The following is a 21,485-nucleotide window of genomic DNA, read 5'->3' as shown; positions in this document are numbered from 1 at the left end:
GCCGCACCCCCGCGGGCGGGAGGCGGACCATCGACGGTCCGCTTCCCGCCCGCGGGTGTCCGTGCGCGGCCCAGAAGCGCTCAGGCCACGAAGCTGCGCGGGGCGTCGGCCCCCACGCCCGCCCCGGAACGCACCAGGTCCACCGCGGCGGCCAGCCGTACGGCCGCCTCGTCCGCGACGGGCCCGCTGACCGTGAACGGCAGCCGTACGTACCCCTCGAAGGCCCCGTCGACCCCGAAACGGGGCCCCGACGGCACCCGGACGCCGACCCGTTCGCCGGCCACGGCCAGTCGCGATCCGGAGAGGCCCCCGGTGCGCACCCACAGCGTCAGTCCGCCGCGCGGCACGGCGAACTCCCAGTCCGGCAGCTCCCGGCGCACCGCCGCGACCAGGGCGTCCCGGTTCTCCCGCGCCTGGCCGCGCCGGACCTCGACGGCCTGTTCCCAGCCGCCCGTGCCCATGAGCCAGTTGATGGCGAGCTGTTCCAGGACGGGGGTGCCCATGTCGGCGTAGGCGCGGGCGGCGACCAGGCTGCGGATGACGTCGGGGGCCGCGCGCACCCAGCCGATGCGCATGCCGGCCCAGAAGGCCTTGCTGGCCGAGCCGACGGTCAGGACCGTGCTGCCCGCCGGGTCGAAGGCGCAGACGCGGCGCGGCATGTCGAGGTCGGCGTCCAGGCGCAGTTCGTTCATGGTCTCGTCGACGACCAGGACCGTTCCGGCGGACCGGGCCGCGTCCACCAGGTCCCGGCGCTGCTGCTCGTCGGCGAGCGCGCCGGTGGGGTTGTGGAAGTCGGCCACCACATAGGCGAGCCGGGGCGCGGCGTCCCGCAGCACCTGGCGCCAGCGGTTCATGTCCCAGCCGCCGAGCCCCTCCTCCATCGCGACCGGGACGAGGCGGGCGCCCGTCTCGCGCATCAGCTGGAGGATGTTGGCGTAACTGGGGGACTCGACCGCGATCCGTTCGCCGCGGCCCGCGAAGAGGTGACAGATCGCGTCGATGGCGCCCATCGCGCCGGTGGTGACCATGATCTGTTCGGGCATGGTCGGGATGCCGAGCGCGGTGTATCGCTCGGCGATCATCTGCCGAAGGGCGGGCAGTCCGGCCGGGTAGTCGCCGTGCGTGTGGGCGTACGGCGGCAGCTCCTCCAGCGCCCCCTGGACAGCGCGGGTCAGCCAGGGCTCGGGCGCGGGCAGGGCAGCGCAGCCCAGGTCGATCATCGAGCCGAGCGACTCCGGCGGCAGTGGTTCGAGACCGCGGGCGGGCAGCGGGTTGCCGGCCGGGACGGCGGTCCAGCTGCCGGCACCGCGCCGGGACTCCAGGAAGCCCTCGGCGCGCAGCGCCTCGTAGGCCGCCGCGACGGTCGTACGGCTGACGGCCAGGGCGAGGGCCAGCTCGCGTTCGGCGGGGAGGCGGGCGGCGACCGGGACCCGGCCCTCCAGGACGAGCAGCCGCACCCCGTCGGCGAGCGCGCGGTAGGCGGGCGGCTTGCGGCCGCCGGGTCCGATGGGCCGGGCCTGCTGCGACCTGAGCTGCCGGGCGAGCTGGGCCGCCCCCACCGTCGATGTCCACTGCGCCATTAAAATCAGTCCACCTTCCTCGAATTGGCCATAGTTGGTGACCGATCCCCTGCCACAGAGTGGCACGAAGCAGTCCACTACCACTACAGCAGGAGGCATGACGTGGCCAGGACCACCGGCCGGAGCACCACTCACCTCACCCGGCGGCTGGTCCAGCTGTACGTCGGCCTGACGCTGTACGGGGCGAGCTCCGCGCTCCTGGTGCGGGCCGAACTGGGCCTGGAGCCGTGGGGTGTGCTGCATCAGGGCCTCGCGGAGCTGACCGGGATCTCGATCGGCGTGGTGTCGATCGTCATCGGCGCGGTGGTGCTGCTGTTGTGGATCCCGCTGCGCCAGCGGCCGGGGCTCGGCACGGTCTCGAACGTCTTCGTGGTCGGGCTGGCGATGGACGGGACGCTCGCCGTGGTCGGCGACGTGGACGGGCTCGGGTTCCGCGTTCCCGTGATGGTCCTGGGCATCCTGCTCAACGGGGGGGCGACCGGTCTCTACATCGCGGCCCGGTTCGGGCCGGGGCCTCGCGACGGGCTGATGACCGGGCTGAACCGGGTCACCGGGCGTTCCATCCGGCTGGTCCGCACGGCGATCGAGGTGGCGGTCGTGGTGACCGGGTTCCTGCTGGGCGGCTCGCTGGGGGCGGGCACGGTGCTGTACGCGCTGGCCATCGGCCCGCTGGCCCAGTTCTTCCTGCGGATTTTCGCGCTCCCCGAGCCCGCCGGGCCGGGTGCCACCGTCGCCTCGGGCGAGCCGTCCACCCCTGCGCCGCCCGCCGGTTCCGGCCCCGTTGCCGACCCGGCATCCGGGCAGGCCATACTGCCGCAGTGAATCCGAGCCACCCTTACCTGGACCACCCGGCGCCGATCGCCTTCGCCCATCGCGGCGGGGCGGCGGACGGCGTGGAGAACACCGCGACCGCCTTCCGCCGGGCGTCCGCGGCGGGCTACCGCTACTTCGAGACCGATGTGCACACCACGGCGGACGGCCGTCTCGTCGCCTTCCACGACGCGACGCTGGACCGGGTCACCGATGCCCGGGGCCGGATCTCCGCGCTGCCCTGGAGCGAGGTGCGGCGGGCCCGGGTCGGGGGCAGTGAGCCGCTGCCGCTCTTCGAGGAGCTCCTGGAGGAGTTCCCGAAGGCCCGCTGGAACGTGGACCTCAAGGCGGAATCGGCGCTGGAGCCGCTGCTCGGCCTGATCCGTCGCACCGATGCCTGGGACCGGGTCTGCGTCGGCTCGTTCTCGGAGGCACGGGTGGCCCGCGCCCACCGCCTGGCGGGCCCCCGGCTGGCCACGTCGTACGGGGTGCGCGGCGTCCTGGGGCTGCGCCTGCGTTCGTACGGCATCGGGGCGGCGCTGCGCGCGGGCGCGGTCTGCGCCCAGGTCCCGGAGCGGCAGGGCGGCATCCCGGTGGTGGACGCCCGCTTCGTCCGCACGGCGCACGCGCTCGGGCTCCAGGTGCACGTCTGGACGGTGAACGAACCGGAGCGGATGGCGGCGCTCCTGGACCTCGGCGTGGATGGCATCATGACCGATCACATCGAGACGCTGCGTACGGTGCTGAGCGAGCGGGGGGCATGGTCCTGACGCCCGGTCCGTCCACGTCCACAGGGGACGACCGAGGGGGCGCGGCTTGAGCACCGGGACCACAGGGAAGGCCGATCCGGCCGGGCAGCCGCCGGACGACGGGACGGCGGCCGCCCGCAGACGCGAGCAGCACGGCTGGTACTTCTACGACTTCGCGTGCTCCGTCTACTCCACCAGCGTGCTGACCGTCTTCCTCGGTCCGTATCTGACGTCGATCGCCAAGGCTGCGGCCGGTCCCGACGGGTTCGTGCACCCGCTGGGCATACCGGTGCGCGCGGGTTCGCTGTTCGCGTACTCCGTCTCGGCGTCCATCGTGGTGGCCGTCGTGCTGATGCCGATCGTGGGCGCGGCGGCTGACCGTACCGGGCGCAAGAAGCCGCTCCTGGCGGCGGCGGCCTACACGGGAGCCGCGGCGACTGCGGGGATGTTCTTCCTGGACGGCCACCGCTATCTGCTGGGCGCGTTCCTGCTGATCGTGGCGAACGCCTCCATCTCCGTGTCGATGGTCCTGTACAACGCCTATCTGCCGCAGATCGCCGAGCCGGAGGAGCGCGACGCGGTCTCCTCGCGCGGCTGGGCCTTCGGCTACACCTCGGGCGCCGTCGTCCTGGTCCTCAACCTGATCCTGTACACCGGCCACGAGTCCTTCGGGCTCGCGGAGTCCGACGCGGTGCGGATCTGCCTCGCCTCGGCCGGTGTGTGGTGGGGCGCGTTCACCCTCGTACCGTTGCGCCGGCTGCGCGACCGCCGGATCGCGCCGGACGGCGAGGGAGCGGTCGGATCCGGGTGGCAGCAGTTGAGAGCGACCCTGCGCGACATGCGGCGCCACCCGCTGACGCTCTCCTTCCTGCTCGCCTATCTCGTCTACAACGACGGGATCCAGACGGTGATCTCGCAGGCCTCGCTGTACGGCTCCGAGGAGCTGGGCCTGGATCAGACGACGCTGATCGTCGCCGTGCTGCTGGTGCAGATCCTGGCGGTGGCGGGGGCGCTCGGCATGGGGCGGCTCGCCCGGACGTACGGGGCGAAGCGCACCATTCTGGGATCGCTGGTGATCTGGACCCTCATCCTGATCTCCGCCTATCTGCTGCCCGCCGACGCTCCGGGGTTCTTCTTCGCCCTGGCGGCGGCGATCGGCCTGGTACTGGGCGGCAGCCAGGCCCTGTCGCGGTCGCTTTTCTCGCACCTGGTGCCGCGCGGCAAGGAGGCGGAGTACTTCTCCGCGTACGAGTTGAGCGATCGCGGACTGAGCTGGCTGGGGCCCCTGGTGTTCGGTCTGGCGTACCAGCTGACCGGCAGCTATCGCGACGCGATCATCTCGCTGATCGTGTTCTTCGCGCTCGGCGCGGTGCTGCTCGCGCGGGTCCCGGTGAGGCGCGCGGTGGAGGCTGCGGGCAACCCCGTGCCGGAACGGATTTAGACGTTGAAGTCAAAGGGCGGTAGTATACGTCTTTGGCCTGCCCGGGAGGACCGTTACTGCCAGTGGAAGCGGCTCGACCGTTGAGTGACAACTTCCATCAGAGGTGACAAACCGGGCATGCGTGGGTACTCAACCCAGATAAAGCAGCGGCACGACGGGCGACGCATGACCGGCAACGGGAATCTTTACCGCCGACCGGACGTTGACCGGATGACGACGACAGCGACATTTTGTCCTGTGGGCGACAAGCCCGGGAGGCACGATTCATGAGTGAGCGAGCTCTCCGCGGCACGCGACTTGTGGTTACCAGCTACGAGACGGACCGCGGCATCGATCTGGCCCCGCGCCAGGCGGTGGAGTACGCATGCCAGAACGGACATCGATTTGAGATGCCGTTCTCGGTAGAAGCAGAGATTCCGCCGGAGTGGGAGTGCAAGGCGTGCGGCGCCCAGGCACTCCTGGTGGACGGGGATGGCCCCGAGGAGAAGAAGGGCAAGCCGGCGCGCACGCACTGGGACATGCTCATGGAGCGGCGCACCCGCGAGGAGCTGGAGGAGGTGCTGGCCGAGAGGCTGGCGGTTCTGCGCTCCGGAGCCATGAACATCGCCGTGCACCCGCGGGACAGCAGGAAGTCTGCCTGACCGTGTAGCACCGCACAGCAGCACAACACCAAGAGCCGCGGGCCGTGACACAGAACATGTGTCACGGCCCGCGGCTCTTCGGTATGCCCCGAGGTATGGTCCCGACGGCAGAGCTCGCCGGCACGCAGGGAGCCCCCGTCAGGGCGTGAGCGGTGGGCGGGGGCCCCGGGGGTCGCCGTCGGGCCCGGAGGGCGCCTGGGAGCCGTCCTCGCGGATGACCTCGCCCTGGACGACCTTTCCGTCCGGCCGGCCCATCCTGGCCTGCTGGAAGGCGTCCGAGAGACCCCCGGGCGTCGCGGCCCGCATACGGCGCTCCAGCGAGCGCTCCGCGTACCGGCTGACCATGGTGCGCACCGGCGGCACCAGCAGGATCAGTCCGGCCGCGTCCGAGATCAGGCCGGGGATCAGGAGCAGCAGCCCGCCCAGCATCAGCAGCCCGTTGCCCCGGGAGCCCTTGCCGCCCGCGGGGGCGGCCGGCGGCGTGGCCGGGGCGCCGGGCTGCCCCGGCATCTGCTGGAGGGTCTCGGTCAGGTTCTTGAAGGCGCGTCGGCCCGCGCGCTTGATGACCGCGGCGCCGAGCGCGGCCCCGGCCACCAGGATCAGCAGGACGACGAGGCCGCCGGCGGCCGAGGCGACCAGGGTCAGGAGCCAGATCTCCAGGACCAGCCAGGCGGCCAGGGCCGGCGGCAGGAATCTACGGGCGCGCGAGCGCCGGGGACGGGTCGGGGGCGGAGTGCCGGTCGTCATGTCCCCAGTGTGCCTGTACGGGCGTGCGAACGGCGTAAGCGGGTGATCATGAAGCCGGTCGGGCCGCGCCCTCGTTCGCCGGTCCGGAGCTTCGGCGTTCGCCGGTGCGGGGCCTAGTACTCCAGCCGCCCCGCGAAACCCGCAGTTCAGACAGCGGAGTCCTGCTGGAGTACTAGAGGGTCTTGCGGCCCATGACCTTGTTCGCGCGGGAGGTGATGCCCCAGCCGGTGACCCGCCACAGCGCCTCGACGAGGATGTCCCGGCTCATCTTGGAGTCGCCGACCTCCCGGTCGACGAAGGTGATGGGGACCTCGACCACGTGATAGCCCGCCTCGACCGCACGGCGGGCGAGGTCCACCTGGAAGCAGTAGCCCTGCGAGGCGACCTCGTCCAGTCCGAGGCCGTCGAGCGTCCCGGTGCGGAAGGCGCGGTAGCCGCCGGTGACGTCCCGGACGGAGAGACCGAGGGCGAGCCGGGAGTAGAGACTGCCGCCGCGCGAGATCACCTCACGGCTCTTGGGCCAGTTGACCACGCGGCCGCCCGGCACCCAGCGGGATCCGAGGACCAGGTCGGCGCCCTTCAGCGCGGTGAGCAGCCGGGGCAGCTCCTCGGGCTGGTGGGAGCCGTCCGCGTCCATCTCGACGAGCACGCCGTAGCCGTGCTCGGAGCCCCAGGCGAAGCCCGCGAGGTAGGCGGCGCCGAGCCCTTCCTTGCCCTTGCGGTGCAGGACGTGGACCTGGTCGTCGGCCGCGGCGATCTCGTCGGCCGCCTTGCCGGTGCCGTCGGGGCTGTTGTCGTCGGCCACCAGGATGTCGGCATCCGGGACGGCGGTACGCACCCGGTCGACGATCGGCCCGATGTTCTCGACCTCGTTGTAGGTCGGAATGATCACCAGAACCCTGCCGAGCGGGCCGAACTGCCTCTGACCGCCGTCGTTCACTACTGCCCCTTAGAGTCCGTACACAGGGGGACACCATATCCAGCGCACCGCCGTCGGGCGCCGACGCGGTCGCGCGGGCGCGTGGCGCGGCGCGGACAGACCCGTGGAACTGCGGACAGAATACGGGCCCGGGACCCGGCGGCCCCCTCCGGGAGAAGACGCGGGAGAAGACGTGAAGGAAAGCGTCGGAACTTCGGATCGGGGCCCGGCGCGCCCTTCGGGCCGACCTGGGACCCGCTGGCTGCGGGTCGACCGAAAGCCGTTGTCTACTGAACGTCCGGGCCCCACCCGGGTCCCACCCTCCGTCCGGCTGGAACCTTCCCTCGCCCCCGAGGCGCGGGCGCTGAACCTGGCTGTCGGCGGTGGTGGGCCGGTGCGGCACACCACCTCATGACCCAGCGGCGTTCGACGACTGCGTGGAGGTTTAACCGGACGGACGTCCTGTGGTGGACCCGGCCGAACCTACCGGCCCGTGGGCGCTTTCTGTCAACACCCGTGCGACCTGCGACTTTTCCCGGAATCGCCTGGTCAGTACGGACGGGCCGCAGGTGGCGGACCAGCGATCGGGCCATCGATCGGCGGTACGAAATGTCCCGACGTCACTCGTTCGGTCGCACGTAGACAGTTTGTCCGAAGACCACGGTCCGCAGGCAGACGGGAAGGTCGGCCCCGGGGGTGAGATCCGGCAGGCCGGGCGTGCCGGACCGGGGGTCGGTGGACCATCGGGCGACCCGGTCGTCGGGGGCCTGGACCAGGAGTTCGGCGGTGCGCCAGACGGCGTAGTCGGCCGGGGCGCCGGGCACCAGGAGGCCCGCGTCGTCGCGGCCGACGGCCCGCCAGCCGCCGCGGGTGTGCGCGGTGAAACCGGCGCGGACCGAGATGCGGTGCTCCGGGGTGCGGTGGTGGGCGGCGGCCCGCACGGTGCCCCAGGGGTCGAGCGGGGTGACCGGGCTGTCGGAGCCGAAGGCCAGCGGCACTCCCGCCCGCAGCAGCGCCGCGTACGGGTTGAGGGTGGCGGCCCGCGCCGTGCCGAGGCGCTCGGCGTACATCCCCTCCGGGCCGCCCCAGGCGGCGTCGAAGGCGGGCTGGACGGAGGCGGTGAGGCCCAGTTCCGCGAAGGCGGCGATCGTCTCGGGGCTGAGCATCTCGGCGTGTTCGACGCGGTGGCGGGCGGCCCGGATCCGGTCGAGGCCGAGCGTCCCCGCGGCGGCCCGGATCCCGTCCACCACGGCGGTGACCGCGGCGTCGCCGATGGCGTGGAAGCCCGCCTGGAGGCCCGCCTCGGTGCAGGCGGTGACATGGGCTGCGATCCGGGCGGCGTCCAGGTGCGCGGTGCCGGTGTGCGGGTCGTCCGCGTAGGGCCGGTGCAGGCAGGCGGTGCGCGAGCCGAGGGAACCGTCGACGAACAGGTCGCCGGCCGCGCCGATCGCGCCCAGTTCACGGATGCGCCGGGCGTCCTTCTCGTCGGCGATCTCCTCGGCCCAGAGGCCGAGGACGCGGGGTCCGGGCCGCTCGGCGGCGAGGGCGAGGAGCGAGGTGAAGTCCTCCTCGTCGGAGATCTCCGGCCCCCCGCACTCGTGCACGCTGCCGATGCCGAGGGAGGCGGCGTGATCGAGGGCGGCGCGCTGCGCGGCTCCCCGCTGGGCGGCCGGGAGCGCGCCGTGGGCGGCGGCCCGTACCGCGTGGTGGGCGTCGCCGGTGAGCGGCGCGTCGGGGTGGTAGCCGGTCATCGCGGTGACGCCGGGGACGAGGTCGAGCAGGGCGGTCGTGACGACCGCGGAGTGCACGTCGATCCGCGGCAGGTACAGGGCCCGGCCGCCGGCCGCCTCGTCGAGTTCGGCGCGCGAGGGGTGCCGCCGCTCGGGCCAGCGGGCGGCGTCCCAGCCGTGTCCGAGCAGAACGTCCCCGGCAGGGCGCCCGTTCGCGAACGCACGGACGAGGCCGAGGGCCTCGGGCAGGGTGCGGGCGCCGGAGAGGTCGAGCCCCGTCAGGGCCAGGCCGGTGGCGGTGGTGTGCACATGGGCGTCGGTGAATGCCGGGGTGACCAGGGCGCCTTCGAGGTCGACCACCTCGTCCACGCCGCTCGCGAAGGCGTCGGCGGCTCCCTCGGACCCCACCCAGGCGACATGGCCGCGTTCGACGACCATCGCGGTGGCGAACGGGTCTGCGGGGCTGTGGACGTCTCCGCCGCGCAACAGCACGGTGCGGTGTTCGGGGGCGCTCTGGGGGGCGGTGCTCTGGCTCATGGGACCAGTCTCGCGCCTGCCGGCCGCCGCCCGGTCCTCGGCCCCCTCCTGAGCGGCGGGCGGCCCGCCGCTCAGATACGCGGGGGCCGGGCCTCGTACGGGGTGGACAGGACGACGGTGGTCCGGGTGGACACACCGGCGAGCGTGCGGATCCGGGTGAGCAGGTGCTCCAGCTCCAGCGGGGTCGCCACGCGCACCTTGAGGATGTAGTTCTCGTCCCCGGCGACGCTGTGGCAGGCCTCCAGTTCGGGCACTCCGGCGAGCCGTTCGGCGATGTCGTCGGGTGCGCTCGGGTCGAACGGTTTCACCGAGATGAACGCGGTGATGGGCAGCCCGACGGCCTCGGGGTCGACGACCGCGGCGTAGCCGCGGATCACCCCGCGCTGCTCCAGTCGGCGGACGCGCTGATGAACCGCCGAAGTGGACAGGCCCGTGGCCTTGCCCAGGTCGGTGTAGCTCATCCGCCCGTCCTTGACGAGCAACTCAACGATCTGACGGTCCAGCTCCTCCATGTGGATCAACCTATGGCCCAGGGCGCCGCTCGGCACAGTCGCGCGGGTCACGGTTCGGCACCCGCGGGCCGCATGTGACGAATGCCACATGCTCGCGGGTCGGTAGCGGGCCGCCTCGCGGTTATCGGGGATGCGCGGCGGGAAGTGCTTGCTGTGGTCGAGGCCGTGGCGCCTTGCCGGCCCACCCGAGGGGGGAATTTCCATGCAGAGCCTGAAGCTCACCGAACGTACCGAACCGGAGCCTGTTGATCCGGACGACGACGGTAGCGCCGACGCGTACGACATGTTCGAGATGGTCCGGGTGATCTGCCCGGACTGCACCCAGCCCATCGCGCTGCTGGCCGACGAGGACGTCCTGCCGGAGCACGCCCGGTGCCCCACGCCGTGGAACCCGTTCGTCCTCACCGTCTGCTCCGGAACCGGCCGCGGCGTGAGCGACGCCCGGCCCGCGGACGAGACGCTGGAACTCCAGGAGCAGGAGGCGGGGCTGCTGTTGACGCTCCCCCAGGGGCTCGACTGGCGGATGCAGCCCTTCTCGCACGCCGGAGGGTCCGGCTACCGTCCGCTGCGCGTGCCGGGGATGCGGCGCGAGGCCGCCTGACCCGTACGCCGTACGCGCTGCCCGGCACCACGACGGCCCGGGTGCTGTCGTCGAACTCCCGTCGTCGCCCGGAGGGCAGGCGGGAGTTCGACGCCGCGGCGCCCGCGAACGAGCGCTCGAATCGGCGTGGCAGTGACCCCGGCCGGCCCCGCCGCGTTGGCCCCGTATGACCACGCTGCACTCACCAGTCGGTTCGGGTCGCCGCCGGCTCGCCGCACCCCCGCCCGAAGAATCGGTTCCGCAGCCGGGAACGCCCACACAGCCGCTGCCCCGCTCCACGGGGACCTCACCCATGGACGCCCCCGCGGACCCGCCGATCTACAGCGCGCTGCTCAGGCAGTGGGAGAGCGACGGCCGCACACTGCCGGGCCGCCGCGACCCGGAGTGGCGCCAGGTCGCGGCACTGCCCCCGTGGCCCGAGGCGCCGCCGCGGTTCAGCGCGTCTCGGGACCCGCGAGGTGGCGCGCGATGACCATGCGCTGGATCTGATTGGTGCCCTCCACGATCTGGAGCACCTTCGCCTCGCGCATCAGCCGTTCGACCGGGAAGTCGAGCGTGTAGCCGTAGCCGCCGAGCACCTGGACGGCGTCGGTGGTCACCCGCATGGCCGCGTCCGTGCAGAACAGCTTCGCCATGGCGGCCTGCTGGGAGAAGGACTCCCCCGCGTCCCGCAGCCGCGCCGCCTCCAGGTACAGCGCCCGGCCGGCCTCGATCTGGGTGGCCATGTCGGCGAGCATGAACCGCAGCCCCTGGAAGTCCGCGATGGGGCGGCCGAACTGCCGCCGGTCCGTGGCGTACCGGACGGCTTCGTCCAGGGCGGCCTGGGCGACCCCGACGGCACAGGCGGCGATGCCCAGGCGCCCGGAGTCGAGCGCGGACAGGGCGATGGCGAAGCCCTGGCCCTCCTCACCGATGCGCCGGTCGTCGCCGACCCGTACGCCGTCGAAGTGGAGCTGGACCGTGGGCGAGCCCTTCATCCCCATCTTCTTCTCGGGGAGAGCGGCGTTCAGCCCCTCGGCGTCGCCGGGGACGAGGAAGGCCGTGATGCCGCGGGGGCCCTCGACGCCGGTGCGGGCGAGCACGGTGTAGAAGTCCGCGACCCCACCGTGGGTGATCCATGCCTTGGTCCCGGTGATGACCCAGTCGTCCCCGTCCCGCACGGCCTTGGTGCGCAGGGAGGCGGCGTCGGAGCCCGAGGCGGGTTCGGAGAGGCAGTAGGCGCCCAGCAGGCCCCCGGAGAGCATCGCCGTCAGGTGCGTGGCGCGCTGCTCGTCGGTGCCGTATCCGGCCAGGGCGTGGCAGGCGAGGGAGTGGACGCTGACGCCGAGACCGACGGTGAGCCGTGCGGCGGCCAGTTCTTCCAGGACCTGGAGGTAGACCTCGTAGGGCTGGTCACCGCCGCCGTGGGCGGAGTCGTACGGGAGTCCCAGGAGTCCGGCCTCGGACAGGAGGGTGAAGACCTCACGGGGGAAGACGCCCGCTTCCTCCTCCTCGGCCGCCCGGGGAGCGATCTCCTTCGACACGATGTCGCGGACGAGCGCGACGAGCTGCCGGGACTCCTCGGTGGGCAGACGGCGTTCCACCGGCTGCGGGGCACGGTCGGACATGACGGCGCTCTCCTCCCTGTCGGGCGTTGCGGCGGTCACTCGCTCGGGGTGGGAGAGGCGCCGCCGGGTGATCTCCCGGAAGTGGGCCCGGGAAAGACAGACTGCCCGGCCGATCCTGCCTTCCCGGGTCACGGGTGGCGCGGTGATCGGCTGTGGCGCGTTGAGTATGCCCGATCGAATGCCTCCCGTCACGGGGGACAACCGCGCAGGCCGGGCGGTCCGCGACGGCCGCGAACCATCGGCGAATTGGTCCGAACCATTGACCCAACTGGCCTGAACATCAACTACGCCTTCGGAAACGTGACCGGCGGCACGTGCGCGCTCGACGACACGTACGCCGACCACGAGAAGGGCAATCTGCTGGCGAGCCGCGCAAGTCCTTCGGGACCGACCTGGTCACCTCGGCGATCACGGCGGACGGCTCCGACGGCACGGCGACCGGCGCGGCCCCGGGCACGTACGAGGCGGGCATCTACGAGGCGGGCATCAAGGACTACCGGGCCGGGTCCTCAGGAACAGCTGCCCCGCCACGGGCAAGGTGGCCGGTACGGCGTACGCGCACCGCGGCACCGACTGGTGGAGCTACGACACCCCGGAGACCATCGGCACCGAGATGAACCACAAGAACGAACAGGGCCTGGGAGGCACGTTCTTCACAGCAGGCCGAGCTGGGTGACGAGCATCGCGAACACGACCACGAAGGCCCAGCCGGCGATGTGCTCCATCAGCTTCGAGCCGTCCTCGGGACCGCCGGTGCGCGCGCGGCGGGCGTGGTGGGCGTTTCCTGCGGCGGTGGTCGCGGTCATGGCGTCTCGCTCTTCGTACGGCTTCGGCTGGGGTCCCCCGTGACCCGACCAGAGTGCCAGCACCCGGGGCCACGGAAAACGAGATCCCGGTCACGGTCCCGGGCGGGCCGAGCCTCCGTGGGCGTCGCGCTCCGCAGGTACGGCAAGGAGAACGGGCCGGGACGGGCCACGCGGGCGGAAGCGCGCAGTGGGGCACGCCACACCGGCCCCGCCGCCCGGTGGCCCGACGGACCACCGGGAGCCGTCCTTCACTTGCGGCCGACGCCCGCGTACATCGCGACGTCGGGCACCGGTGCCGCGGCCCGCCACGCGGAGCACGGCACGACCCCGGGCTCCAGCAGCTCCAGGCCCTCGAAGTAGCGCGTCACGGCAGCCGGGGTCCGCTGCGTGAGCTTCGGTGTCCCGTGCTCGTTCCAGAACGCCACCGCCTCGTCGACGTCCGGCATGTCGGGGTGCGTGACCGTGTGGGACAGGACGAGGTAGCTGCCGGGGGCGAGCGCGGCCATCAGCCGGCGGACGACTCCGTACGACTCCTCGTCGTCCTCGACGAAGATGACGACGCCGAGCAGCATCAGCGCCACCGGCCGCGAGAAGTCGAGTGTCTTCGCCGCGGCCGCCAGGATCGCGTCGACGTCCCGCAGATCGGCGTCCAGGTAGTCGATGCGCCCCTCGGGCGTCCCGACCAGCAGGGCCTGGGCGTGCGCCAGCACGAGCGGGTCGTTGTCCACGTACACGACACGGGCGTCCGGCGTCACGCGCTGGGCGACCTCATGGGTGTTGTCGGCGCTGGGCAGCCCCGTTCCGATGTCCAGGAACTGCGTGATGCCCTCCCGCTCGGCCAGGTGCCGGACCGCCCGTCCCAGGAACAGGCGGTCCTCCTTGGCGTACGCGCCGATCCCGGGGTGCAGCTCCCGGATCTCGTCTCCGGCCTGCCGGTCGACGGGGTAGTTGTCCTTGCCGCCGGTCCAGTAGTTCCATATCCGGGCCGTGTGCGGGCGGGATGTGTCGATGCGCGAACTGATGTCGGTCACTTGTTCAACATAGCGGGGCCCTCCGGCAACTCCTCTGCGGGCATGGCACTTTGGCCGCGCGCCCGGCGGGTGCGGCCGCGGGGCCGCACCTGCTCACAGCAGGCCGAGCGACCTCAGCACGCGCTGCTGACCCGGTGTCGTCCGGGTCGGCCAGTAGACGTAACACACCCCGCCCGTACCGCTTCTGACCTTGCCGGCCGCGTCGTAGCGCTTGGTCCGCAGCCAGATGTTCTCCCATTCGCGCCGCCGGTAGACGCGGCGTACCGCGTCGTTGTCGGGGGACGCGGGGTCGTTGGCGATGACGTCGCCCTCGGGGGTGAAGCCGATGACCGTCATCAGATGGCCGGCCGTTCCGTATCCGGCGCCGGTCAGTTCCTCCTTGAGGAAGGACTGGGAGGTGATGACGGGGATGCCGGCGCGGATCAGCCGCTCCACGTCGGTGAGCGAGCCGAGCCGGGTGACGACGGCGTTCAGGTCGCGGTACGTGGCGGCGTAGGCGGCGTTGAACGGCCAGTTGCCGCAGCCCGCGTACGCGTAGTCGTAGGTCTGGCGGGCGGCGTGGCAGACCTGGGGGTCGGGCAGGCCGGGCTTGACCCAGGCCAGGTCCTCGGCCGTGGGGCGGCGGCCCCAGTGCTCGATGATCATCTGAGAGGAGGTGGGGCTGCACCACGCCTCACCGCCGTTGTCGTACTCGGGGTACTGCCCGATGTGGATGTTCTGCGAGTAGCGGGGCACGGGCAGTTCGCGCGCGAACGCGGGGGTGCTCGCGGGCACGGTGAAGCGGTCGGGCACGTCGGAGGCCATCGCGCCGACCCGCCAGACGGTCGGAGTGAGGCGGCTGCCCGGGGCGCGGTACAGCGTGAGCCGCAGCCGGTAGGAGACCAGGCGGACGCCGCTCGCGGGATCGTCCACGGAGAAGGTGTCCGTCCACACGGAGCTGTACGGGTCGCCCTGGCCGTCGACGGACGTACGGCGGATGTCGCCGTCGCCCGCCGCCCAGCGGCCCATCACGAACCAGGGCGTCGCGGTGCCGTTCCCGTAGACGCCGCTCAGCTCGACCTGGATCCAGGTGCCGGCCGGGGTGCGGGCGTTCCAGGAGGCGATCACCTCGGTGGCGGGGACGGCCGAGCGGTGCACCGGGGAGGTCCAGGTGGCGTAGTCCCAGGCGGCCGTCCTGCCGGTGTGCGGGTCGGTGTAGTCGGTGCGGCCGGCCGGGACGGCGATCACGACGCCGGGCCGGGGCCCCGGAAGCACCCGGGTTCCGTCGCCCGTGCCGAAGCGCCAGTCGGTGTAGGTGTGCCAGAAACGGTTGTCCACGAGGGGCGCCGGGGCCCCGGAGGGGCCGGTGGGCGAGGTCGGGGCGGCGGACGCGGACGGGGTGGATCCCACGGTGCCGGCGGCAGTCGCCGCGGCGAGCGCGGCGGTCAGAACGGTTCTGCGCGAAGTCGGACTGGTCATGGTCGTGACCCCCGGTCGGATGCGGAAGGTGGTCTGCGGGTGCCGTGCGGTGCGCCAACTATCCCGGGTCGCGGCCGGATCGGGCCAGTGTTCGGCAGTCGCCGCCGGGCCGAATATGGGTCTGGACCACTGGCGTGACCTGCGGTGGACCCCGGGCGCCTCCGTGCCGGAACGTACCCTGGAGCCATGGACGACCTGGCCCGCCACGCCGATGACCTTTCCGCGCTGCCCCCCTCGTGCGGGCCGGTGCGGCTCGTCGCGGTCGACGGGCACGCCGGTTCGGGCAAGAGCACCTTCGCCGCCCGTCTCGCGGCGGCGCTGGGCGGTGCGCCGGTCCTCCATCTGGACGACCTCGCCACGCACGAGGAGCTGTTCGGCTGGGCGGGACGGCTGCGGGAGCAGGTGATCCTGCCCCTCTCGCGCGGCGAGAGCGCCCGCTACGCCCCGTACGACTGGACGGAGCGGCGCTTCGGCCCGGCGCGGACCCTGGAGCCGGCGCCGGTGGTGCTGGTGGAGGGGGTCGGCGCGGGGCGCCGTCGGGTGCGTCCGTGGCTGGCGGCGCTGTGCTGGATGGAGCTGGACCGGGAGGTGTCCTGGGAGCGGGGCCGGCGGCGGGACGGAACCGGGCTCACCGCGTTCTGGGACGGGTGGACGCTCGCCGAGGCCCGGCATTTCGCGGAGGATCCGTCACGGCCGTACGCCGACACTCTGGTACGCCAGTTGCCGGAGGGGTACGTGTGGCTGGCGGGGCCCGGCGCGACAGCGGGGGTGAACCGAACCGTCACGCATGGTAGCCGGAATGTCCCGCCATACTGAGCAGTCGGAAATCAGCCCGGAAGTGCCTCAACTCCGCTTGACCGGGGGGCCTTACTGGTCTTACGTTCTCATTGTGCGGCTTTTCGGAGCCCCCATGGACGCGAAGCCCCCGGTTGTTCCCCCGTGATCGGGGGCTTCGCCCTGTGCTCCCCCTGCCACCCCGGCGACCACGCAGAGCGATTCACTCACCCTGGGTCACCGCCGCAGGGGCCAGTCATCGGGCGTCCGCCTCTCGTGCGCGGGTACGATGCACCTCGGTGTGGTCAATTCCCTTCCTCCATGCCGTGATTCAGCACGCTCCGGTGGGCATGCTGTGCGGGCGGGACATCCTGGGGGCACGGTTTGTGGGGGACCTGATGGACATCGGCACACAGGGCGCTGGAGCCCCTGCCGACCTCGCCTGGCTGCGTGGCATGGACGCCTACACGATGGGCGCCTACCCGCAGGCCGAGGAGGAGTTCAGAGCCGCGGTGCGGTTCGATCCGGGCATGGCGGACGGCTGGCTCGGCCTCCACGCGCTCCGCATCGACACCACCACGGCCCTGTTACGCATGTACCGGCACCGCGACCGCTTCGGCGAACAGCGCGCACGCCACCGACGTACGCTCAACTCCTGGTACTGGCTCGGCTGGTGGGTGCAGCCGGTGCTGGAGAGCCGGCGCGATCTGCTGCTCGCGCACGCCTCGCACTGGCTGGACGGACGCCATGTGCCGGAGCTGGACCGGGCGTTGGCCGGGTTGCCGCCGGTGGACGCGGATCCGCAGGTGCGGTTCCTGCACGCCTGCCGCTCCTATCTGGTCAAGGACTGGGAGCAGTTGGTGCGCTGCACCGAGCAGCTCGTCGACGATCCGTTGCTGGGCATCGAGGCGGGCCTGTTCGGCGGGATGGCGCGGGTGCGGCTGGAGATGTTCGGGCAGGCGGAGCCCCTGCTGTCGGCCGCGCTGATGCGCTGTCGCAGCGAACAGCCGCAGCGCAAGGAGTTGCGCTACTGGCTGGCGCGGGCCCACGAGGGCACGGGGCGCAGCGCGGCCGCCCTGCCGCTGTACCGGGCGGTGCACCGGGTGGACCCGGCCTTCATGGACACCTCCGCCCGGCTCGCCGCGCTCGTGGAGGGCGACGGGTACGACGAGTCGGCGGACCTGGCCGCCGTGACCCTGACCGGTTTCGGTTCGGGTGCGTCGGGGGCGGGGGCGGGGGCGCAGTCGGAGGGCGACGCGCTGCTCGGCGCCGATCCGGTGGACGGGCGGGAGTCCTGGCCGATGAGCGACCCGGGGCTGCTCGGCGACGAGCCGGTCCTCGGTCCGCCCGCCCCCGTCGAGGGCGCCCGCCGCACCAAGGCCCGGAAGCCGCCGCCCTTCCCGGCCGGGCCCAGCGATCCCGCCCTGCTGGCCGACGCGCTGGCGCAGTTGGAGCGCATGGTCGGTCTCGAACCGGTCAAGCGGCAGGTCAAGGCGCTCTCGGCGCAGTTGAACATGGCCCGGCTGCGGGCCGAGCAGGGCCTCCCGGTCCAGCCGCCGAAGCGTCACTTCGTCTTCTCCGGCCCCTCCGGCACCGGCAAGACCACCGTGGCACGCATCCTGGGCCGGGTCTTCTACGCCCTCGGGCTGCTCGGCGGCGATCATCTGGTCGAGGCCCAACGGTCCGATCTGGTCGGGGAGTTCCTGGGGCAGACGGCTGTGAAGGCCAACGAGCTGATCGACTCGGCCCTGGGCGGGGTGCTGTTCGTCGACGAGGCGTACAGCCTGGCCAACTCCGGTTACAGCAAGGGCGACGCGTACGGCGACGAGGCGCTCCAGGTCCTCCTCAAGCGGGCCGAGGACAACCGGGACCATCTCGTCGTCATCCTCGCGGGTTACCCGGAGGGCATGGACCGGCTGCTCGCCACCAACCCGGGGCTCTCCTCCCGCTTCACCAGCCGGGTCGACTTCCCCAGCTACCGGCCGCTCGAACTCACCGCGATCGGGGGCGTGCTGGCCGCGGAGAACGACGACGTCTGGGACGAGGAGGCGGTGGACGAGCTGCGCTCGATCAGCGGTCATGTGGTGGACCAGGGCTGGATCGACGAGCTGGGCAACGGCCGTTTCCTGCGGACGCTGTACGAGAAGAGCTGTGCCTACCGTGATCTGCGGCTCTCCGGCTATCCGGGCGAGCTGACCCGCCAGGACCTGTCGACGCTGCGGCTGGCGGACCTGATGCAGGCCTACGGCGAGGTGCTGTCGGGGCGCGGCCCTGTGGGCCGGGGCAAGCAGGAGCCGGGCGCGGGCTGACGGCCGCGCCGGGCGTCCGCTCCCGGCGCGGCGTCGCCTCACCTCAGTGCACGAGGGCCCCGGGCGCCGGAAGGTCCGGCGCCTTCGGCACGTCCACCGTGCGGCGGGGCACCGAGACCGTCCGGTGGGCCGGGTCGCGCACCTCCCCCACCAGCGTCTCCAGGACGTCCTCCATGGCGACCAGGCCGAGGACCCGGCCCGAGGCGTCCGCGACCTGCGCCAGGTGCGTCGCGGCCCGGCGCATCACGGTCAGGGCGTCGTCCAGCGGGAGTTCGGCCCGTACGGTCGCCATCGGGCGCCAGATCTGCTGCGGTACCGCGCGGTCGGCGTCCTCCAGCTCCAGGACGTCCTTGACGTGGAGGTAGCCCAGATAGGGGCCGCCGCCGTCCGCGCAGACCGGGAAGCGGGAGAAGCCGGTGCGCACGGTCAGCTCCTCGATCCGGCGGGGGGTCACCGACGGGTCGACCGTGACCAGGGCCGCCCGCTCCAGCAGGACGTCGGCGACGGGCCTGCTGCCCAGTTCGAGGGCGTCCTCCAGGCGTGTCGCCGCCTCGGGTCCGAGGAGGCCCGCCTGTCCGGAGTCCTCCACGAGCCGGTTGAGCTGCTCGCTGGTGAAGACGGCCTCCACCTCGTCCTTCGGTTCGACGCCGAACAGCCGCAGCACCAGGCCGGCGCAGGCGCCGAGCGCGGTGGTGACCGGACGGCAGAGCCGGGCGAAGGCGACCAGACCCGGGCTCAGCCACAGTGCGGTCCGCTCGGGAGCGGCCATCGCGAGGTTCTTCGGGACCATCTCGCCGATGACCAGGTGCAGGACGACCACCGACAGGAGCGCGAGGGCGAAGCCGAGGGGGTGGACGAGCCCGTCGGGGACGTGCGCCGCGTGGAAGACCGGCTCCAGGAGATGGGCGAGCGTCGGCTCGGCGACGGCTCCCAGGGTGAGGGAGCAGACGGTGATGCCGAACTGGGCGGCGGCCATCATCTGCGGCAGGTTCTCCAGGCCGTGCAGGACCGTGCGGGCCCGGCCCGAGCCCTGTGCGGCGAGCGGTTCGATCTGGCTTCGGCGTACGGAGACGAGGGCGAACTCGGCGCCGACGAAGAAGCCGTTCGCCAGCACGAGAAGGGCGGCGAGGAGGAGCTGGAGCATGCTCATCGCGCGGCCTCCAGCAGTGCCGGTGCGGCCCTGTCCGGCAGCGGTTCGGGCACCAGAGGGTCGGGCACCCGGGTGAAGCGGACCCGTTCGGCGCGGTTGTGGCCGACCTGGCGGACGGAGATCCGCCAGCCGGGGAGTTCGGCCCGGTCGCCGGGGGCGGGGATACGGCCCAGCAGTCCGGCGACGAGCCCGGCGACGGTCTCGTAGGGCCCCTTCGGCACGTCGAGTCCGCTGCGGCGCAGGGTGTGCACCCGGCAGCTGCCCTCGGCGTCCCACACCGGGCGGCCGTCCTCGCCGGGGGCGGCGGTCAGCTCGGAGCGGCCCGCGCCCTCGGCGTCGTGCTCGTCGCGGACCTCGCCGACGAGCTCCTCGATGATGTCCTCCAGGGTGACGACGCCCGCGGTGCCGCCGTATTCGTCGACGACCACGGCTATCGGCTGTTCGTGGCGCAGCCGCCGCAGCAGCGCTTCCACCGGAAGCGTCCCGGGCACCAGGAGCGGGGGGACGGCGATCCGTCCGGCCGGGGTGCGCAGGCGCTCGGAGGCGGGGACGGCGAGGGCGTCCTTGAGGTGGACCATGCCGATGACCTCGTCGATGCGGTCCCGGTAGACCGGGAAGCGGGAGAGGCCGGTGGCGCGGGTGAGGTTGAGGACGTCCGCGGCGGTCGCGGTGGAGTGCAGGGCGCTGACCTTCACCCGGGGCGTCATGACGTGCTGGGCGGTGAGACCGGCCAGCGCGAGAGTCCGGACGAAGAGGTCGGCGGTGTCCTGTTCCAGGGCTCCGGCCTCGGCGGAGTGCCGGGCCAGGGAGACCAGCTCGCCCGGGGTACGGGCGGAGGCCAGTTCTGCGGTGGGCTCGACGCCCAGAAGCCGCACCAGCCGGTTGGCCAGGGCGTTGAGGAGGGTGATCACCGGTCGCAGGAGCGCGGCGAAGCGGGACTGCGGTCCGGCGACGAAGCGGGCCACCTGGAGCGGCCGGGAGACCGCCCAGTTCTTGGGCACGAGTTCGCCGACGACCATCTGCACGGCCGAGGCCAGGAGCATGCCGACGACGACGCCGGCGCCCGGGACGGCCCCCGCGGGGAGTCCGGCGGCGGTGAGGGGTCCGGCGAGCAGCTGGGCGAGGGCCGGTTCGGCGAGCATGCCCACCATCAGGGAGGTGATGGTGATGCCGAGCTGGGTGCCGGAGAGCTGGAAGGAGAGTTCGCGCAGGGCTTCGACGACGGTACGCGCCCGTCGGTCGCCTTCGGCGGCGGCCCGTTCGACGTCGGGCTTCTCCACGGTGACGAGCCCGAATTCGGCCGCCACGAAGAATCCGTTGGCGAGGATGAGGAGAAAGGCCGCTCCGAGGAGCAGCAGGGGGGTGGTCATGAGGCCGCCGCCTCCGGGGAAGGGGCGGCGCAGGTACTACCGGACGATCCGTCCATTGCTGGAGGGAGTCACTCCTTGGGTCGCAGGGAAAGCCCCGCGGGCCCGGGGTGGGGCCGTGGATCGGGCGGGGCGGGGCGCGCGGGGCGCCGCCGCCCACCAGAGTAGACAAGAAGGCCCCGCACCGGGCAGGGGCACAGAGGCTTTCGGGTGACCTCGGCCCGGGCAGGCTCTCAGCCGGCGGCCGGGGTGTCGTCGCTCCCGGAGCCGCGCGACTCGGCGAGGGAGCGCAGGGCGCGGGCGTCGCGGATGGCCTGCTGCTTGGCCAGGCCGGGCTGGATGCCGAGGGCGGGCAGGCTCGTTCCGTCGCTGAGGTCGAGGTAGACCCAGGGGTCGCCGGAGCGCAGGTTGACGCGGAGGATCTCCTCCCACGCCAGCCTGCGGGTCAGGGTGAGGTTGACGACGGTGACCCCGGTCTCGTCGGCGGTGACCTTGGGCCTGCTGAGCAGGGCCAGGACGCCGAAGAAGAGCGCCGCGACGAAGACGAAGGTGATCCGCTCCCCCGGGTTCAGCCGCTCCAGCATCAGCGCGATGACGGTGATGACGACGAACATCGCCAGGCCCGTGCTCAGCAGGACCACCCGGGTGAGGGTGGGCCGGAAGGTGACCGGCAGGGTGGGCTGTTCGGGCCTGGGCGCGGACATACGGGTCTTCTC

At 72.6% G+C, this 21,485-nt stretch carries 19 protein-coding genes and 1 pseudogene; 8 read left to right on the top strand and 12 right to left on the bottom strand.

The features are described 5' to 3' along the window. Positions 1-80: 80 nt before the first annotated feature. Entirely contained in the window at positions 81-1,580 is a 1,500-nt protein-coding gene (locus AB0F29_RS09975; protein ID WP_361869494.1) for a PLP-dependent aminotransferase family protein, read from the bottom strand. A 102-nt stretch (positions 1,581-1,682) separates the two neighbouring features. On the opposite strand from AB0F29_RS09975, the gene AB0F29_RS09970 reads away from it, so the two are divergent. The 4 genes from AB0F29_RS09970 to AB0F29_RS09955 all read left to right on the top strand — a co-directional run bounded on the left by AB0F29_RS09970 (position 1,683) and on the right by AB0F29_RS09955 (position 5,221). Further along, positions 1,683-2,402, top strand: coding sequence for a hypothetical protein (locus tag AB0F29_RS09970; RefSeq protein WP_361869490.1), 720 nt, complete (start codon positions 1,683-1,685; stop codon positions 2,400-2,402). After that, positions 2,399-3,160: a glycerophosphodiester phosphodiesterase gene (locus AB0F29_RS09965; RefSeq protein ID WP_361869488.1), complete on the top strand. Its 762-nt coding sequence runs from the start codon at positions 2,399-2,401 to the stop codon at positions 3,158-3,160. Before AB0F29_RS09970 ends, AB0F29_RS09965 begins: the two co-directional genes overlap by 4 nt. 46 nt (positions 3,161-3,206) lie before the next feature. Continuing rightward, positions 3,207-4,580 carry an MFS transporter gene (locus tag AB0F29_RS09960; protein WP_361869486.1) on the top strand — a complete coding sequence of 458 codons (1,374 nt, stop codon included), beginning with the start codon at positions 3,207-3,209 and terminating at the stop codon, positions 4,578-4,580. A gap of 266 nt (positions 4,581-4,846) precedes the next feature. Continuing rightward, the gene (locus AB0F29_RS09955; protein ID WP_003959706.1) at positions 4,847-5,221 is read left to right on the top strand and encodes an RNA polymerase-binding protein RbpA; all 375 of its coding nucleotides are present in this window, start codon (positions 4,847-4,849) and stop codon (positions 5,219-5,221) included. Between the two features lie 138 nt (positions 5,222-5,359). Here AB0F29_RS09955 and fxsA read toward each other — a convergent pair whose 3' ends face one another. The 4 genes from fxsA to AB0F29_RS09935 form a co-directional block, all read right to left on the bottom strand. Beyond that, the gene (gene fxsA / locus AB0F29_RS09950; protein WP_361869484.1) at positions 5,360-5,968 is read right to left on the bottom strand and encodes an FxsA family membrane protein; all 609 of its coding nucleotides are present in this window, start codon (positions 5,966-5,968) and stop codon (positions 5,360-5,362) included. Positions 5,969-6,140: 172 nt separating this feature from the next. After that, positions 6,141-6,908, bottom strand: coding sequence for a polyprenol monophosphomannose synthase (locus AB0F29_RS09945; RefSeq protein WP_361869482.1), 768 nt, complete (start codon positions 6,906-6,908; stop codon positions 6,141-6,143). 599 nt (positions 6,909-7,507) lie between these two features. Continuing rightward, complete coding sequence (locus AB0F29_RS09940) at positions 7,508-9,154, bottom strand: amidohydrolase (protein WP_361869479.1); 1,647 nt, start codon at positions 9,152-9,154, stop codon at positions 7,508-7,510. A gap of 71 nt (positions 9,155-9,225) precedes the next feature. Continuing rightward, entirely contained in the window at positions 9,226-9,666 is a 441-nt protein-coding gene (locus AB0F29_RS09935) for an Lrp/AsnC family transcriptional regulator (RefSeq protein WP_215111217.1), read from the bottom strand. 202 nt (positions 9,667-9,868) lie between these two features. On the opposite strand from AB0F29_RS09935, the gene AB0F29_RS09930 reads away from it, so the two are divergent. Next, positions 9,869-10,267 (top strand): hypothetical protein, encoded by a 399-nt coding sequence (locus AB0F29_RS09930; RefSeq protein ID WP_361869477.1) that lies wholly within the window; start codon positions 9,869-9,871, stop codon positions 10,265-10,267. 434 nt (positions 10,268-10,701) lie between these two features. On the opposite strand, the gene AB0F29_RS09925 is transcribed toward AB0F29_RS09930, so the two are convergent. Continuing rightward, positions 10,702-11,874: an acyl-CoA dehydrogenase family protein gene (locus tag AB0F29_RS09925; RefSeq protein ID WP_361869475.1), complete on the bottom strand. Its 1,173-nt coding sequence runs from the start codon at positions 11,872-11,874 to the stop codon at positions 10,702-10,704. Between the two features lie 428 nt (positions 11,875-12,302). Between AB0F29_RS09925 and AB0F29_RS09920 the strand changes: the two are divergent. Then, positions 12,303-12,550, top strand: a pseudogene (locus tag AB0F29_RS09920) (glycoside hydrolase family 18 protein); the annotation flags it as partial. Here AB0F29_RS09920 and AB0F29_RS09915 read toward each other — a convergent pair. The 3 genes from AB0F29_RS09915 to AB0F29_RS09905 all read right to left on the bottom strand — a co-directional run bounded on the left by AB0F29_RS09915 (position 12,528) and on the right by AB0F29_RS09905 (position 15,169). Then, positions 12,528-12,680 carry an SCO1431 family membrane protein gene (locus tag AB0F29_RS09915; RefSeq protein WP_018960604.1) on the bottom strand — a complete coding sequence of 51 codons (153 nt, stop codon included), beginning with the start codon at positions 12,678-12,680 and terminating at the stop codon, positions 12,528-12,530. The pseudogene AB0F29_RS09920 and the gene AB0F29_RS09915 sit on opposite strands and share 23 nt — an antisense overlap. Positions 12,681-12,928: 248 nt before the next feature. After that, a complete protein-coding gene (locus AB0F29_RS09910) occupies positions 12,929-13,711 on the bottom strand; it encodes an SAM-dependent methyltransferase (protein WP_361869472.1) in 783 nt (260 codons plus the stop codon). 93 nt (positions 13,712-13,804) lie between these two features. Continuing rightward, positions 13,805-15,169: a peptidase C39 family protein gene (locus tag AB0F29_RS09905; RefSeq protein ID WP_361869470.1), complete on the bottom strand. Its 1,365-nt coding sequence runs from the start codon at positions 15,167-15,169 to the stop codon at positions 13,805-13,807. Positions 15,170-15,355: 186 nt separating this feature from the next. Here AB0F29_RS09905 and AB0F29_RS09900 point away from each other — a divergent pair, with 186 nt between their 5' ends. Both AB0F29_RS09900 and AB0F29_RS09895 read left to right on the top strand, forming a co-directional pair. Continuing rightward, positions 15,356-15,985 carry a hypothetical protein gene (locus AB0F29_RS09900; RefSeq protein WP_361869467.1) on the top strand — a complete coding sequence of 210 codons (630 nt, stop codon included), beginning with the start codon at positions 15,356-15,358 and terminating at the stop codon, positions 15,983-15,985. 356 nt (positions 15,986-16,341) lie between these two features. Continuing rightward, on the top strand, positions 16,342-18,252 hold the full coding sequence (locus tag AB0F29_RS09895; protein WP_361869464.1) for an AAA family ATPase: 1,911 nt from the start codon (positions 16,342-16,344) through the stop codon (positions 18,250-18,252). Between the two features lie 43 nt (positions 18,253-18,295). Here the strand turns inward: AB0F29_RS09895 and AB0F29_RS09890 are convergent, their stop codons facing one another. From AB0F29_RS09890 to AB0F29_RS09880, 3 genes are all read right to left on the bottom strand, one after another. Continuing rightward, positions 18,296-19,402: a hemolysin family protein gene (locus tag AB0F29_RS09890; RefSeq protein WP_361869463.1), complete on the bottom strand. Its 1,107-nt coding sequence runs from the start codon at positions 19,400-19,402 to the stop codon at positions 18,296-18,298. Continuing rightward, entirely contained in the window at positions 19,399-20,772 is a 1,374-nt protein-coding gene (locus AB0F29_RS09885; protein WP_361869460.1) for a hemolysin family protein, read from the bottom strand. The genes AB0F29_RS09890 and AB0F29_RS09885 overlap by 4 nt, the downstream gene beginning before the upstream one ends. A 230-nt stretch (positions 20,773-21,002) precedes the next feature. Continuing rightward, positions 21,003-21,473: a PH domain-containing protein gene (locus tag AB0F29_RS09880; RefSeq protein ID WP_361869457.1), complete on the bottom strand. Its 471-nt coding sequence runs from the start codon at positions 21,471-21,473 to the stop codon at positions 21,003-21,005. Positions 21,474-21,485 lie beyond the last annotated feature (12 nt).

Source organism: Streptomyces sp. NPDC026589, assembly GCF_040638385.1.
Lineage (GTDB): Bacteria > Actinomycetota > Actinomycetes > Streptomycetales > Streptomycetaceae > Streptomyces.
The sequence above is the reverse complement of the archived record's forward strand: the minus strand, read 5'-3'. Positions and strand labels throughout refer to the sequence as shown.